The following is a 16,931-nucleotide window of genomic DNA, read 5'->3' on the forward strand; positions in this document are numbered from 1 at the left end:
TTTTTTAATAACAAAAAACTATAGATAAAGAATTTTATATCTTCATCTATAGTCTAGGAATCACCATTTGCAATTATTCAAGCGTTTTCTTCATTTCCTTCTGTATTTTGCGCAATGCTTTTTTAGAGCCACGCTCGAAATCATGCACTTCCTTACGTTCAGCAAAAGATGTGAAAAGCGAGTCTAAATCGTAGTCGGCTGGATACAAATCGCTTGCCTTAGCAAGTCTCTTTAGTCGTTTAGCGCGTACAGTCACTTGTTTTTCTCTCGCAAAAACGGTCACATCATCTTGGTCCTGTGCGTAAACAAGACCCACTTCTTTTGTTTCTAAAAGCTCAACTCGGTCACCTTTCGAAAATATAATTTGTGGTTCATACACTTCTTGTTCGACTTTTCGAAAAGTGATTTTTTCATAAGCGTAATCTTTTGATGTCATGTAACGCGAAGCTTGGCGGATGATTTTGTCATCCAAATTCATTTTTTTGGCAATAAAAAGCGCATTGCTTTCCCCGGATTCGCCGATGATGAGCTGATATTTTGGCTCAAGTGTCTCCTGATTAAAGGCCATTTTCGCATTCATGAAGTCTGGATGTTCGCTTCCATATTTTTTAATTTCCGCATAATGGGTTGTCGCAATGGTTGTTGCCCCTTTTTTGTAGCAGGTTTCTAAAATCGCGACTGCGAGTGCCGCCCCTTCATTAGGTTCCGTTCCACTTCCAATTTCATCAAAAAGAAGTAGTGTCTGTTTATTTGTGCGCGACACAATGTCTGCAATGTTTTGCATATGGGAAGAGAACGTGCTAAGCGCATTTTCGATACTTTGGTTGTCGCCAATGTCCACGAAAACACCGTCGAAAATCGCCATTTCTGCACCCTCATCAGCTGGAACATGCAGCCCCGCCATCATCATGAGTGTAAATAACCCAATTGTTTTCAGCACGACCGTTTTCCCGCCAGCATTTGGTCCCGTAATGATAAGACTTCGATAATTTTCCCCAATTTCAAATTGAAGCGGCACATTTTTAGTCCCTAAAAGAAGAGGATGCCGCGCATTTTTCAGCCGAATAATCCCATTTTCATTAATGTTTGGTGAAATGCCCTCCATTTGTCTAGAAAGCTTCCCTTTAGCAAAAATAAAATCAAATTCACCAATAATATCTTTATTGTGCTTAATACCGTCTAGTTGTTCGATAATGCTTCCAGTTAATGTCATCAAAATCTGATAGACTTCCGCACTTTCAAACGCGTAAAGGCCAACAAGTTCGTCATTTAGTTTCCGCACCGCTTCAGGCTCAATAAAAACCGTCGTCCCTTTTCCAGAAGATTCCACAATCGTTCCTGAAACAAATTTCTGGAAACTCGCTTTGATTGGCACCGTATAGCGGTCATTTTTTTTACTCACAAAAAATTCTTGGATATATTTACGATTTTGGCTATTCTTCATGAATTTTTCAAGTCGTTCAGAGATTTTTTCTTGTGTGTCTAAAATCGCTTTCCGCACTTTCCTGAGCGCACGGCTCGCCTCATTCACCACTTCGCCATTTCGAATCGCTGCATAAATTTCATCTTCTACATCCATAAAACTTTGAATGCTAGCCGAATAGCCCGTTAAAATCGGCGCAACATGTCCATTTTTCTCCATAAACTGCTTTACACGTCTTGTACTCCGCAAAAAATCAGCTATTTCAGTGAGTTCTTGCGGCATTAGTTCAAGTCCGCGGTCAATTTTTCCGACAAGCTGGTCAATATGACTGACGCCCGCAAGCGGTAAATTTTGTCCACTATTTAAAATTGCGCGTGCTTCGGAAGTCTCCGCTAATTTATGCACAATTGTTTTTTTCGTTTTATAGACATGCCCTTCCTGCGCTTTTTCTTTTGCAACATTACTTATGCAGTTTTCACCTAGGCGTGTCATTAATTCATTAAATCCTAATTTTTGATACGTTTCTGTATTCATTTCTTCCATTCTCCTTTGTTTAAAAGTGGAAGATACCTTGTTACTTGCGTCCATTTTTATTTTATTAGTGTTTTAGGTTGGTCGTTTACTCCACTTGATACTCGCATCAACGTTTCGCTCTACTTACCTTGTATTGCACCTCTAAGCGCTAAAGCGCTAAGTGGCTCCTTGGATCAACGTTTCGCTTTGCTCAACCTTGTATTGCACCTCTAAGCGCTAAAGCGCTAAGTGGCTCCTTGGATCAACGTTTCGCTTTGCTCAACCTTGTATTGCACCTCTAAGCGCTAAAGCGCTAAGAGGTGCAACAAAAAACTGCAACACCTATCTTTGCAGTTTCATAAACATATCAAATTATGGTAACCATAATCGTGAATGTTCTTTGAAAGAGTTAGGTATCTTCATAGGCAAACCAAATAAACTTTCGATTTTGAAAAATTTAATTGGTTATTTATTTCCTAAATTAAGATACGACTACACTCACAAAAAGCACCTCGATTATTTGTTTGGACGCTAAACTTTCTTTCAATAACAGAATACAAGCTGTGTGGTGTTTTGTCAACCTTAAATCTTTGAATCACTTTTAATAAAGGGTTGATTTATTAAGGGTTTTCCTTTAAGATAATACAAGTAATTAAATAAAATCCTCATCATTGGTGAGGTAGAGGTTGCAAAAATCACAAGTAGATTTCTTGAAGCGCGCGAAACGCTATTGACGGGAATGGAAAAGGAGATTTGCCGAAGTAAAATGAATTTTTGCGGTTTATTTTGCTGGGACAGTTTGCGAAAGCGGCTGGACTGCTACTAAAATAGTCTTTTTTAGTAGGTGCGCTATCTGACAAGGATGCTTTGAATGTTATCCCCGACTTATAGCCATAAGACGGGGTTTTTTATATGACTAGAAAGTCCTGAATACAGCGCGAATTATAAACAAAAAGGAGTTTTTATAATTGACGAAAAAATCTAGTGGGGAGATTAGGAGATCTCTTCAAACACGACATTTATCAATGATTGCAATTGGGGGATCGATTGGGACGGGGCTATTTCTTGCAAGTGGGAACGCCATTGCCACTGCAGGACCAGGCGGAGCCCTTGTGGCGTATGCAGCGATTGGGCTGATGGTATTTTTCCTGATGACAAGCCTTGGCGAAATGGCCACATATATGCCAGTATCAGGCTCTTTTAGCACATATGCAACACGATTTGTTGACCCCGCTTTCGGGTTTGCCCTTGGCTGGAATTACTGGTTTAACTGGGCGATCACGCTCGCCGTTGATATTTCAACCGCAGCGCTCATTGTACAGTTTTGGTTACCAAATACGCCTGCTTGGCTTTGGAGTGCGATTTTCTTACTACTTATTTTTGGATTAAATGCACTATCTGTTCGTGCTTACGGGGAATCCGAGTACTGGTTTTCCATCATCAAAGTTGCCACCGTTATTGTTTTCCTTATCGTAGGCGTTTTAACGATTTTTGGAATCCTTGGCGGGGAATTCATTGGGTTTAAAAACTTTACAGTTGGGGAGGCACCATTTAAAGGTGGATTTTTCGCGATTCTTGGAACATTCCTCATCGCTGGCTTTTCCTTCCAAGGAACAGAGCTTGTAGGTATTGCAGCTGGTGAGAGTGAAACACCTGAAAAGAGCGTTCCAAAAGCGATTAAACAAGTTTTCTGGCGGATTTTGTTATTTTACATCTTTGCAATTTTCGTGATTGGTTTGATTATTCCTTATACAAGTCCGAACTTGCTTGGCGGCGAGGCAACTGATGTGGCGATTAGCCCTTTTACACTTGTTTTTGAAAAAGCCGGCTTAGCATTTGCGGCCTCTGTCATGAATGCGGTTATTCTGACGAGCGTTTTGTCTGCTGGAAACTCTGGTTTGTATGCTTCAACTCGTATGCTTTGGTCGATGGCAAAAGACCGAAAAGCACCACAATTTTTGTCTAAAGTAAATCGTCGTGGTATTCCGATGGCGGCCCTTGCGGTCACAACAATTGTTGGAGCACTTACATTTGTTACTACTTTAAGTGAAAATGGAACCATTATTTACACGTGGCTACTAAGCGCATCTGGCTTAACTGGCTTCATCGCCTGGGTCGGTATTGCCATTAGTCATTACCGCTTCCGCCGTGCTTTTATTAAACAAGGTCATGATTTAAATGAACTCAAATATCGCGCAAAATTCTTCCCATTCGGACCAATACTCGCGTTAGTCTTATGTATTCTCGTCATCATTGGGCAAGATTACAATTCCTTTTTGCATCCTGATTTTACTAGTGCTAATTGGTGGCAAAAAATTGGAATTTCTTATATTGGATTGCCTATTTTCTTCATTTTCTGGCTCTCTTATAAATTGACGAAGAAAACAAAAATTATTCCACTTGAAGAAGCAGAGTTTGACCATAAGAAGATGTAATTTACTCGAAAAAAAAATCACCCTTCCTACTTAAAGGATAAGGGTGATTCTTTTTACCTTAAAATACTTATTTCTTTCTCCAGAAGAATAGACTTCCAGCAATTAGAAGACCCAAACCAATTAATCCTGTCGTTTTGGATTCACTATCCCCGGTTTTAGGAAGAGCACCTGTTATTTCTTTCACTGTTGGTGAACTGCTATAGGCTTTTTGCTGGTTTCCTGAATCATTATTCATCGCATTTGGGTTCGCTTTATTTGTTACGTCGTCTATTTGTTTTTCTGCATCATTATCTTGAGCGTTAGAATCCGTGTCATCTATCGGGAGTTCAGTAATAATAACAATTCGTGAAAAGTTTGTTTTATTCCCGTCGCTATCTGTCACTTCATATACAATTTCATAAGCGCCGGGTTTACTTGTATCGAGATTATTCTGGATGATTTTCACTTGATTTGTTATATCCCCATCTTCTTTATCGGTTGCCCGAATATCGCTCATTGGATCAAACTTACTATTTACTTGTAAACGAACTATTTCCTCTCCCGCAATTTCAGGAGCTGCTGTGATAACGACTGTACGTGTGAATGAAGTTATGTTTCCATTGCTATCTGTAACCTCATACATTACTTCATAGGTGCCAGGTACACCTTCTCTTACTGTATTATTTATCACTCGAATTTGACTCGTTATATCTCCGTCTTCTTTATCGGTTGCTTGAATATCAGTCATTGGATTAAAAGTATCACTTGGATTCAGTTGAATAGTTTTTTCTCCAGTTATTATAGGAGCTTCTGTGACCTCGACCGTCCGATTAAATGTTGCTGTATTCCCGTCGCTATCTGTCACCTCATAGGTGACTTCATAGGTGCCAGGCACTCCTTCCTGCACGGTGTTACTTGTCACTTGAATTTGACTTGTTATATCCCCGTCTTCTTTATCTGTTGCTTGCAATCCACTCAGTGGACTAAATTCGTCTGTTGGATTTAGCTGAATGTCTTTTTCTCCCGTTATTTCAGGAGCTTCTGTGACCTCGACCACCCGTTTAAATGTTGCCTTATTCCCGTTGCTATCTGTCACTTCATAGGTGACTTCATAAGTGCCAGGTACACCTTCTTGTACAGTGTTATTTGTCACTTGAATTTGACTTGTCAAATCCCCATCTTCTTTATCCGTTGCTTGTATATCAGTCATTGGATCAAAAGTATCGGTTGGATTTAAGCGAATAGTTTCTCCTCCTGTGATTTCAGGTGCCTCTGTCACAATAACTGTCCGCGTGTACGTTGTTAAATTCCCATCGCTATCTGTGACTTCATAGGTGACCTCGTAAGTGCCAGGCACTCCTTCTTGCACGGTGTTATTTGTCACTTGAACTTGACTTGTAATGTCCCCGTCTTCTTTATCTGTTGCTTGAATATCAGTCATCGGATTGAAGGTGTCTGCTGGATTTAAGCGAATTTCTTGAGTTCCAGTAAATACAGGAGCCCCCTTAACAATTACTTGACGAGTAAAGGTTGAGGTGTTTCCATCGCTATCAGTCACTTCATAAGTCACTTCATACGTCCCAGACTCTCCCAAATTCACCGAATCATTTGTGACTTTTATTTGGCTAGTTAAATCTCCATCCTCTTTATCCGTTGCTTGTATCGTACTCATCGGATCAAATTCGCTGTTTGGTTGAAGAATCGTTTCTTGCTCTCCTTGAATAACAGGCACATCATTGCTTGTGATAGCTACAGATTGATCTATACCTTGAGACGTATAGGAATCTTCTTCAAAATTTTGATCGTGATATTCTACAGATGTTTCAGGAGTAACAGCGGTAGCTTCTATCGCTCCTTTTAAAGGAATATCAATGTTTACTGTAGCATCTTTAGCAATATTCCCTGTTGTAAATGTTAATGTCCTTGTTGCTGCATCATAACTCTCACCAGTTATTGCAGTATTAGCAGAGGATAAACTTCCTTCAGTATACGTTAACTCTTCTGGAATTTTAACTGAAAACGTGTTATCTGCTGCAGTCATTCCTCCCGTATTCGTTGCCTTTATACGGTATGTCACATCTTTATTAACTTTTGTGCTAGGTGCGGAAAAAGCTCCTTCTACTTGAAGATCGGATTGTGTTGCGAATTGAACATTATCAAGTAAGTTCCCTACTGCATCGTTTCCTCCAGCAGATGAAACTGCACGAAATTGAAAACGCGTTGTTGTTTGACCCTCAGGAATTGTATAGCTCCCTTTATAAAGACCCCACTCCGAATTCCCATCAACCATTGTGGTTTGTTCGACCATTGTACCCCCTGGTGCCCCAAACTCTACAACCGCAGTATCCGTTCCTTTCCGTCCTTTATGATAGACTTGCCAGTGCACAGTAACGCCTGGTGTGGTTGGAATATCTTGGTATAAAGCACTCGCTGTATAAGCATTAAGTTCAGCCCATTGACTGCCTGATACAGGTTTTGTACCATCAATATTTCTCTGTAATTCGATTTTCCCGTCGCTAGCTGTTGTGCTCCAGCCTGGAACACTTCCTTGAGCATATATTTTGCTAGTTGCACTAAACTGAGGACTTTCAAAATCACCATTCACTAAAGAAATTGTAGAACTTGATGCTTGCACATTAGCCGCTTCTACATTGGATGTTTGAAGACTCGTGGCAGCACTTACTTCAGAGCTTACAGGGATTATAACTAAATTTGATAAGAAGATAGTTGAAGAAACTGCTAGCATACTTTTTTTTAGTTTCTTTTTTTTCGCCATCAATTAAAATCCTCCTTTTAAATTATATATCTAGCATACCAGTAGCATTTATTCATTCCATTGGTATTTTTTACATTTTTCCTTAGAAAATGTGACATTTTTGTGAAGAGAATTTCCAAATCAAAAAAAGAGTAGAGAACACCGAAATGGTATCCTCTACTCTTTTAGCATTATTTTCACTTCATTAGCCATTTTTCTTTTTGAACATATAAAGGCCTAGCCAAATTAACAAAAATGGTGTTGCAATAATTATTACACTTACTATAATTGAAAACATTACACTAACTCCTTAGACATTAATTTCATTATGAACAGGCTCTACAGTAGGCTTTGTTACAAGCGCGATAATGATTCCAACTACAAAGCCGACAACTGCAAAAGTTGCCCATCCCATCGAAATGTCGTAAAACGGAATAAAACCTCTAAAAAAGACATGAATGCTATCAATTGGTAAACTAATAGCTTTTGCTCCTTCTAAAATCGATATAATGGCCGTAAAACAAATTGTCGTCACATAAACTACTCGGCGCCCTTTAAACAAAGGATTAAGGAATGTGAGAAGAATGAGGACAATGGTTAACGGATAAATCATCATAAGAACCGGTAATGAAAATTCGATCAACTTGCTAAGTCCAACATTTGCAACTAAGCAGGCAAATACAGAAAACACAACGACGTAAGTTTGATATTTAAATTTGGGCATTAATTTCTGGAAATAGCTCGCACACGCTGTAATGAGTCCAATACTTGTCGTCAAACACGCAAGCGTAATAATGAACGCGAGCAAAATCTTACCAGAATACCCAAAATAAAACGAAGCTGCTCCAGATAAAATAGGTCCTCCGTTATCGAAAAGTCCAAGGCGGTCCACACTCATGGACCCAATATAAGCTACAAAAATATAAATGATCGCCAAAAAACCTACCGCAATAAGACCCGTTTTTAAACAAGCTGCCGCAATCTCACGTTTCGATTTTGCTCCGTAAGATTTAATTGCATTAATGACAATAATCCCAAATACAAGTGAAGCGAGTGCATCCATTGTGTTATAGCCACTGATAAATCCAGTAGAAAATGGCGCTGTAATATACTCACCCTTTGGCATAGTTTGTTCCCCTAGCGGTTTTATAAGCGCTGCTATAATCAAAATGAAAATAAAGATAAGTAGCGCTGGTGTCAAGTATTTACCGACACGGTCCACAATTTTCGATGGCGAAAGCGACAGCCATAATGATATGCCAAAAAAGATAAGCGTGAAGACGAACAACGCAAAAGCATGACTCCCCTCATTTAAAAATGGAGCTACTCCAATTTCAAAAGATACGGTTCCCGTACGAGGTAATGCAAAAAATGGACCAATGGTTAAATATAAAACCACCGTGAAAATTACCCCGTAAATGGGATGAACACGGCCCGCTAAGCTTTGTAAATCATTGCTACCTGATATTCCAATTGCTAAAACGCCAAGAAGTGGCAAGCCTGCTCCCGTAAGCAAAAATCCTGCTATCGCCACCCACACACTCGTTCCTGCTAATTGACCTAAGTGAGCTGGAAAAATTAAGTTTCCCGCTCCAAAAAATAATGCGAAAAGCATCAGGCCAATAAAAAGGTAGGCTGAAAATGATAGTTGTTTATTCAAATTATATCTCCCCTTTAAAATCTGTCTTGTTTCTTTACCATACAGATTCCCTGGGTCAAAAGCAATAGCGAACAGTCATTTTAGCCTATTTGTAATAGCTGAAGTAGTTTTGTTTTCGAACAAATCGGGAATTTTTACCTGTTTTCTCAAAAAAAGTATTATTTATCGGAAAATTAGCTGTTTAACATCTTCGCGATTTTTTGATTATAATTTTGTAATATTTCTAAATCGCTGTCATCAAGTTCTGTACAAACTTTCATAAAAGCTTTATAAATATAGGTATTCATCTCATTTTCATCTAAAATCATCTTTCCTTTTTCTGTTACAGTCAGTTGAAAATTTTTTACTTGAAGTAAGCCTCTTTCAGTCAATCCTCGTATATTCGCAGCTGTAACTTGATGCTTGTCCTTTACTTCATATAAAAGCTCACGTAAAAAGATATGTTTTTTCTCTGCACATTTTTTTAAAATCCGTAGTTGTTCATATGAAATGCCCATGCTGTTTTGATGCTCTTTAGTCAATACTTTCATCGATTTTTGAACATTTATATAGCTAGAAACTAGTTCTTTCATTTGTTCTACTTTACTTTCTTTTATTTGCATCGTAGCACCTCCCTCTTTATTTTAAAGGAAAAACAAGTATTCAAAAGAAAATTTACAAAAACCTAACGAAAAAATAACTTTTACATTTTATTAGTTGCTTATGTTTTGTAAGTGTGATATAGTTTATTTATAAACAATAACATTTTGTGTTTAACATCACTTTTTAAAGTGAATACAAAAAATGTAAAAGAAAAAAATGGAGGCATGATTAATATGGCAATAGAAAAATGGAACGTTGATCCAGCACACACTTCAATTGAATTTCAAGTAAAACACATGATGGTATCAAAAGTGAAAGGTGTCTTTAAAAATTTTGAAGCTGATATTCAAATGGATCCTGAAAATTTAGCTGATGCTAAAATTAAATTTACTGTTGATGCAGCAAGCATTGACACTCGCCAAGCACAGCGCGATGGCCACCTAAAAAGCGATGACTTCTTTAACGTAGAGAAATACCCACACGTTACTTTTGTTTCAACTGAAATTACGCCAGATGGTGACGCTGAATATGAAGTAACAGGTGATTTAACAATTCGGGATACCACAAAACCGCTTACACTTCACGTGACTTATGAAGGTTCCGGGAAGGATCCAAATACTGGAAATATTGTAGCCGGCTTTGAAGGATATGGTAAATTCAATCGTAAAGACTTTGGTCTAAATTATAATGCAGCACTTGAAACTGGCGGCGTTTTAATTGGTGATGAAGTTAAATTAAATATTCAAATCGAAGCATCTAAATAAGTACAAAATCCCCTTGAGACAAATTGTTCAAGGGGATTTTTTTATGCTTTATTTAATACATCACCTGCACTTAGCGCCCTTTTAGTCAGACTGGCAAAGTATTTCTGCTTCTTTTCAAGTCTGACATTAATGGTGTCGTCTTGTTCATTGCTAGTCTTAATTTGTTTGTTTTCACTGAGACGAGTGTGTAGGAAATCCAATTTTATGAGCAGGTCCCTAGTTTTCTTCCCAAAAATGCGTTAAAATGGTGTATTGCTATTTTTTAGAGAAAGAGGGACATTATGAATAAAAACGAAAAATTAATCGGTGTCGTAGCAGGTGCGCTCGCCTACGTTTTATGGGGTATTTTGCCGATGTACTGGAAACTCGCAACTGAAGTTCCGGCAATGGAAATTTTAGCTTATCGCATTGTTTGGTCCTTTGTTTTCATGGTATTTTTAATTGCAATTTTACGCAAATCGAATGAGGTTTTCCTTGAAATCAAAGATGTTTTTAAACGGCCGAAAACAGCAACACTCATTACGCTGGCAGCGATTTTGATTACTGCCAACTGGTTTATTTTTATTTTCACTGTAAATAGCGGGCACGTGACAGAAGCGAGTCTTGGCTATTATATTAATCCGCTCGTTAATGTACTCATTGCGACTATTTTTTTGAAAGAACGTTTAAGTCGGGGGGAAATCATTGCGGTGGTGCTTGCTTTTATCGGTGTTTCCATTTTAACGTATCATCAAGGTACGGTGCCCTATGCGGCGCTAGGCATGGCTGTTTCCTTTAGCCTTTACGGGTTAATTAAAAAATTCGTTTCGGTGTCAGTATGGACGGGATTAACACTAGAAACGCTAATTATAATGCCGTTCGCACTTATTTACTTATTATTTTTCTCCCAAAATTTCTTTATGAGTTATTCTGTAAGTATTGACTTCATCATGATTGGCGCCGGCATTGTGACGGCGATTCCGCTTCTTCTTTTTGCGACAGCTGCGAAGAAAATCAGCTATACGATGGTCGGTTTCTTGCAATATATTGGTCCCACGCTCATGTTCGTTCTAGGCGTTCTTCTCTATAAAGAAAGCTTTGATAAGGTGCAACTTATGGCCTTTATTTGTATTTGGGCAGCGATTTTAGTCTTTACGATTTCGCACATTTATTTAAATGCTAAAACGAAACAACTAAAATCTGCGGCTTCAAAATAAGTCGTGAGGTGAGAGTTTTGGTACACAAAACAAATGCGTGTCGAATGCTTGATCAAAAGAAAATTTCCTATTCGCTCCATGAATACGTGGTCGATGAAGATCACTTAGATGCGGTTCATGTAGCAACGGAAACGGGCCGAGATCCCGCACAAATTTATAAAACACTTGTGACCGTTGGCGACAAAACCGGATACAATGTAGCTTGCATTCCAGCGAATCAAACACTCAATTTAAAAGCCTTTGCAAAAATTAGTGGCAATAAAAAAGTGGAGATGATTCATGTGAATGATTTAGAAAAAATTACAGGTTATATTCGCGGCGGCTGTTCCCCGATTGGCATGAAAAAAGCCTTCCCAACCTTTATTGACGAGGCGGCGCAAAAGCGCGATACGATTTTCATATCTGCAGGTAAACGCGGCTTGCAAATTGAACTAAACGCAAGTGACTTACAAGCCGCGTGCCGCGGACAATTCGCTAATATTTCAATGTAATAAGAAAGAGTCATGCCTCAGCATGACTCTTTCTTATTTCCGCCAAAACGTCGTACAGCTCGCCTTGTCTTCAATATTAAATTCAATAATACGTTGCAGTAAGTCGTAGTCAATGGGTTTGTCCCACGGGAATTGAATGAGCATTTTTGTATGCTTATAGCCCGCTTTTTTTATTTCTTCTGAAAAAGCTTCAATACCCACTAATTCAGGAGACATGGCTAAATGCTTTTTGGAAACGCTAAACCCGGCAATGAATGTGTCGTGATCCGTGAACATCGGTTGGTTCCAAGCAATTCGTTTACCTAAGTTTGGAAACGTCTTCTCCACCCATCCTAGCACTTCAGCAGTACGTGCCTGCTGTTCGGTATCCTCAATTTGTCCAATAAAATCTTCAAAAGTTTCCATGTTTGCTTCCTCCTTTGGTTATGCGTCTATCTTTATTGTAGCGAAAGAAGCAAAATTTACAAGTTTTACTCACGGCAATCGCACTGACAGCCGCCACCGCAACAACCTTGCTGGTTTCTTGCAACTTGTGCAATCGTTTCAGCAGGCACACTTTCTTTCGCTGCCTTCACAGTTTCGCCGATTTTCATTGCTGGCGCGCTCTCGCGAACTTTTCGCGCTTTATCGAGAATGGCATTTTTCGGATTAAAACGCTTCGCTTCTTTGCTTATTTCGCCTTCTTGCTGTACGTCTTCCATGCCTTTTTTGGCTATCGAAAGCATCAGTTTAATGCGATTCAATTGGTTCACCGCACTCGATCCAGCATCGTAGTCAATCGACATAATATTCGCATGTGGATAAAGCTTTTTAAGCCCTTTAATCATGCCGCGCCCAGTAATGTGGTTAGGCAGACAGGCAAATGGTTGTAGACAGGCAATATTTGGCACATCACTATCTAAAAGCTCGAACATTTCGCCCGTTAGGAACCAGCCTTCACCCATTTTGTTTCCGAGTGACAATAACTGACTCGCTTTTTCAGCGATGACTTCAATGCTTTCTGGGGCATCAAAACGCGTGCTTGCACGAAGCGCATCTGTGACCGGTTTGCGGTACTGATTGATGGCAGGAATGGCAAGGCTTTGTTTGGCGAATGATTTCACTTTGGAACGTCCAAATGTGTTGGCTGCAAAATGGTCATCATAGCAGCAATATAGCAGGAAGTCGACCAAATCTGGCACGACAGCTTCCCCGCCCTCTTGTTCAATGACGTCAACAATACTGTTGTTGGCACCTGGGTGGAACTTCACCAAAATTTCCCCTACAACACCGACACGTGGCTTCTTCTCCCCGCTAATTGGTAGCTTGTCAAACGCGTCGACCATTTCTTTTGCAAAAGCTTTATACGCTCTAAAAGAATACTGTTCCATGAGTGTCTTCGCTTTTTGGAGGTAAGTGTGATACAACTTGTTCGCACTACCTTCTGTGATTTCATACGGCCGAGTTCGGTACAGCATTCGGTCTAGCGCATCACCAATTGCTAGCCCCGCCATAAATCTCGTTAATAGTTTTGGCGAAAGCTTAAATCCAGGTTGCTTCTCAAGTCCATTCGCGTTTAGTGAGATTACTGGGATACCTTCAATTTCGGCTTCACGAAGCGCCTTTTTGAGCATTGAAATATAGTTTGTCGCCCGGCACCCTCCGCCTGTTTGCGTCATTAAAACAGCCGTTTTATTCAAATCATAATCGCCGTGCTTAAGCGCATCCATCATTTGTCCAATGGTTAGAATGGCAGGATAGCAGGCATCATTATTAACGTAGCGCAAACCTTCATCGACAGCTCGCGGTGTAACGGCCGGTAATACTTCCAGGTTATAACCGCTAACTCGACCAGCCGCTTCAAGAAGTGCAAAATGGGTTGGCGCAAGTTGCGGTGCTAAAATAGTGTAACCAGCTTTACGCATTTCTTTTGTAAAGAGTGTTCTTGGTTCAGGTGGTGCCATTTCAGTTGGTAAAACACCATTTCGGTCACGCTCATCAATTGCCGCTTTTAAAGAGCGCACGCGTATTCTAGCTGCCCCTAAATTATTGATTTCATCAATTTTAAGAAGCGTATAAACTTTCCCGTGACCTTCAATGATTTCCTGACACATATCCGTCGTGATAGCATCAAGCCCACACCCAAATGATGTCAATTGGACAAACTCCAAGTCTTCCCTTTTCCCCGTAAAGCTTGCAGCACGGTAAAGTCTAGCATGGTATTTCCACTGATTTTCAACGCGCAAATCATGCTCAATTTCGCCAAGATGAGAAATCGAATCTTCAGTTAAAACAGCCATACCATTCATCGTAATGAGTTCTGGAATGCCATGGTTCACTTCTGGATCAATGTGATAAGGGTGCCCAGCAAGCACAATGCCCTTCACTTTGTTTTTCGCCATATATAAAAGAGCCGCTTCACCTTCATTTTGAATATCTTGACGGCATTTCTCAGCTTCCGCAAGTCCTGCTAAAACAGCTTGTTCCATTTCCTCAGCAGGAATATCTGGGAAAGTGAGTTTCATTGTTTCAATGAAGGATTTTTCATTGTCGAGCGCGATAAACGGGCTATACATTGGAATTTCTTTTTCCTCAAGTGCATCCACATTGACACGAATTACTTCTGGATAACCCGCCACAACCGGACAGTTAAAGTTATTCGTCGCTTCGCCAAATTCAGGTTTCTCATATACCACTGACGGATAGAAAACGGCATCGACTTTTTTACGGACTAAGTCCATCACATGTCCGTGCGTGAGTTTTGCTGGATAGCAAACCGCTTCAGATGCAATCGTTTCAATACCTTTTTCGTATAAATTCTTCGATGACTTGCTAGAGAGAACAACCCGGTAACCCAACTGATTGAAAATAGTAAACCATAGCGGGTAGTTTTCAAACACATTCAAAGCGCGCGGAATACCAATTGATCCCCTTGTTGCTTCGGTTTTCTTAAGCGCCTTATAATCAAACGTACGTTTTAGCTTATACGCATACAAATTGGGCAATAAATTCCGTGTCGTCTCCACACGTTCACCGCGTTCACAGCGGTTTCCACTTACAAACGTGCGGTCGTCGCCAAAGCGTGTTACAGTCAATTGACATGTATTGCTACACAGGTTACATCTAGACTGCGATGTTTCTGCACTAAATTCGCGTAATTTTTCCAAAACTAGCATTTCTGTGACTTCACCAGTTTCATAATTTTCACGCGCAATTAGCGCCGCCCCGTAAGCGCCCATCATACCAGCAATATCAGGACGAACCACTTCGCGACCTGTTAAAAGCTCAAAAGCACGTAAAACGGCTTCGTTATAAAAAGTTCCACCTTGTACGATAACTTTTTCACCAATATCTTTTGGACTGCGTAGTTTAATCACTTTTTGGAGTGCATTTTTCACAACAGAATAGGCAAGCCCTGCTGATAAATCTTCAAGGGTAACGCCTTCTTTTTGAACTTGTTTTACCTTTGAATTCATAAAGACCGTACAACGCGATCCTAAATCAACAGGTTCTTTCGCGCTAAGCGCACGTTCTGCAAATTCTTCAATCGGCACATCGAGCGTATGGGCAAACGTTTCAAGGAACGAACCGCAACCGGCTGAACAGGCTTCATTTAGCATGAGGCTATCTAATGCGCGATTTTTAATTTTCATACATTTCATATCTTGGCCGCCAATATCCAAAATAAAATCAACATCTGGCAAGAATTCTCGTGCCGCCCGGTAATGCGCGACCGTTTCAATTTCACCTACATCAATTTTAAGCGCCGCCTTAATAAGCGATTCTCCGTAACCCGTTATACCCGACTGCACAATTTGAACTTGCTCCGGCAGTTTTTCATATAGGTCACTCGTCGCATCAATGACCGACTGTAGCGGATTTCCATTATTACTTCCATAAAAGCTATATAAAATTTCGTTGTTTGTTCCCATCAAAATAAGTTTCGTTGTCGTTGAACCCGCATCAATCCCCAGATACGCATCCCCTATGTAACTCGACAACTCCGCACGCGGCGCCTTCATTTCGCCGTGTCTTGTCCGAAAGGCCACTAAATCTTCTGCTTTTGTAAAAAGAGGAGGTAGCGTCACCGTATCTTTTGCGAGGCTGGATAAATCCATGCCTGATAGCCTGCTTGTCACACTATCGATTGAAATTGGTTCGCTATTAAACCCAGTAAACGCTGTGCCAAGCGCAATGAAATACTCTGCATTTAGCGGCGCAATAATATCTTCTTCCTTCATTTTAAGTGTTTCCGTAAAACGAAAGCGTAATTGATCTAAAAACGTCAGCGGTCCACCAAGAAATGCCACCTTCCCTCGAATTGGACGCCCACATGCAAGTCCCGAAATGGTTTGCGTGACCACACTTTGAAAAATAGAAGCCGCAATATCTTCTTTTCTAGCCCCTTCATTTAAAAGTGGCTGAACGTCCGTTTTAGCGAAAACACCGCACCTTGAGGCAATTGGATAAATGGTTTGCGCATTTTTGGCGAGCTCATTTAAACCGGTCGGATCAGTCTGTACAAGCGTTGCGATTTGATCAATAAACGCACCTGTTCCACCTGCACACGCATTATTCATGCGCTGTTCAATTCCACCAGAAAAATAAATAATTTTCGCATCTTCCCCGCCAAGTTCGATAACCACATCTGTTTCTGGAATTACTTTTTCGACAGCCTCTGTACAGGCGATAACTTCCTGAACAAAATCAACTTCCAAGAATTTGGAAATTGCAAGACCTGAAGAACCCGTAATCTTAAAGGTCATTTCATCTGTTAAACATTTTTCTTTTAAATCTTCCATAATAAGGAGTGTCACTTTTTTAATGTCCGAATAGTGTCTACGGTATGTTTGAAATAAAATTTCTCCTTCTTCATTTAGTGCGACGGCTTTTGCAGTAGTTGAGCCGACATCCAGTCCGACATGAATCATTCTTCTCATCCTTCCCCTTTGGATGTTCAAAACATCACATTTTTCTTTTGATTGTACCTTCATTCACATAAAAAACCATTTTTTAAAAATGAGTGATTACTCACTCAAAAGACGAGTGCAACAGAATTATTTAGACACCTCTATTTTTACACTTTTACTTCCATTTGTAAAGAAAAAAAACTATTGCATGACGGAAATTGACATTTTCATGAAGCGTGCTAAA

10 protein-coding genes and 1 riboswitch are annotated in these 16,931 nt (G+C 39.9%); of the genes, 4 read left to right on the plus strand and 6 right to left on the minus strand.

Features of this window, described 5'->3' with window-relative positions; genetic code table 11:
• Positions 1–73: 73 nt before the first annotated feature.
• The gene (locus R8923_RS06180) at positions 74–1,957 is read right to left on the minus strand and encodes an endonuclease MutS2 (protein ID WP_485871885.1); all 1,884 of its coding nucleotides are present in this window, start codon (positions 1,955–1,957) and stop codon (positions 74–76) included.
• Between the two features lie 651 nt (positions 1,958–2,608).
• A riboswitch (Lysine riboswitch) is annotated at positions 2,609–2,796 on the plus strand.
• A gap of 108 nt (positions 2,797–2,904) precedes the next feature.
• On the opposite strand from R8923_RS06180, the gene R8923_RS06185 reads away from it, so the two are divergent.
• A complete protein-coding gene (locus R8923_RS06185) occupies positions 2,905–4,371 on the plus strand; it encodes an amino acid permease (RefSeq protein ID WP_485871886.1) in 1,467 nt (488 codons plus the stop codon).
• A gap of 67 nt (positions 4,372–4,438) precedes the next feature.
• On the opposite strand, the gene R8923_RS06190 is transcribed toward R8923_RS06185, so the two are convergent.
• The 3 genes from R8923_RS06190 to R8923_RS06200 all read right to left on the minus strand — a co-directional run bounded on the left by R8923_RS06190 (position 4,439) and on the right by R8923_RS06200 (position 9,367).
• Entirely contained in the window at positions 4,439–7,126 is a 2,688-nt protein-coding gene (locus R8923_RS06190) for an immunoglobulin-like domain-containing protein (RefSeq protein ID WP_485871975.1), read from the minus strand.
• A 289-nt stretch (positions 7,127–7,415) separates the two neighbouring features.
• Complete coding sequence (brnQ, locus tag R8923_RS06195; protein ID WP_485871887.1) at positions 7,416–8,765, minus strand: branched-chain amino acid transport system II carrier protein; 1,350 nt, start codon at positions 8,763–8,765, stop codon at positions 7,416–7,418.
• 173 nt (positions 8,766–8,938) lie between these two features.
• On the minus strand, positions 8,939–9,367 hold the full coding sequence (locus R8923_RS06200) for a MarR family transcriptional regulator (RefSeq protein ID WP_485871888.1): 429 nt from the start codon (positions 9,365–9,367) through the stop codon (positions 8,939–8,941).
• A gap of 213 nt (positions 9,368–9,580) precedes the next feature.
• On the opposite strand from R8923_RS06200, the gene R8923_RS06205 reads away from it, so the two are divergent.
• The 3 genes from R8923_RS06205 (at position 9,581) to ybaK (ending at position 11,798) form a co-directional block, all read left to right on the plus strand.
• Positions 9,581–10,111, plus strand: coding sequence for a YceI family protein (locus R8923_RS06205; protein WP_485871889.1), 531 nt, complete (start codon positions 9,581–9,583; stop codon positions 10,109–10,111).
• A 278-nt stretch (positions 10,112–10,389) separates the two neighbouring features.
• Complete coding sequence (rarD, locus tag R8923_RS06210) at positions 10,390–11,307, plus strand: EamA family transporter RarD (protein WP_485871976.1); 918 nt, start codon at positions 10,390–10,392, stop codon at positions 11,305–11,307.
• A gap of 17 nt (positions 11,308–11,324) precedes the next feature.
• Complete coding sequence (gene ybaK, locus R8923_RS06215; protein WP_485871890.1) at positions 11,325–11,798, plus strand: Cys-tRNA(Pro) deacylase; 474 nt, start codon at positions 11,325–11,327, stop codon at positions 11,796–11,798.
• A gap of 33 nt (positions 11,799–11,831) precedes the next feature.
• On the opposite strand, the gene R8923_RS06220 is transcribed toward ybaK, so the two are convergent.
• A complete protein-coding gene (locus R8923_RS06220; RefSeq protein ID WP_485871891.1) occupies positions 11,832–12,203 on the minus strand; it encodes an iron chaperone in 372 nt (123 codons plus the stop codon).
• A 65-nt stretch (positions 12,204–12,268) separates the two neighbouring features.
• Positions 12,269–16,708: an acyl-CoA dehydratase activase-related protein gene (locus R8923_RS06225; RefSeq protein ID WP_485871977.1), complete on the minus strand. Its 4,440-nt coding sequence runs from the start codon at positions 16,706–16,708 to the stop codon at positions 12,269–12,271.
• Positions 16,709–16,931 lie beyond the last annotated feature (223 nt).

It is taken from the genome of Listeria tempestatis, assembly GCF_963575625.1.
GTDB lineage: Bacteria > Bacillota > Bacilli > Lactobacillales > Listeriaceae > Listeria > Listeria tempestatis.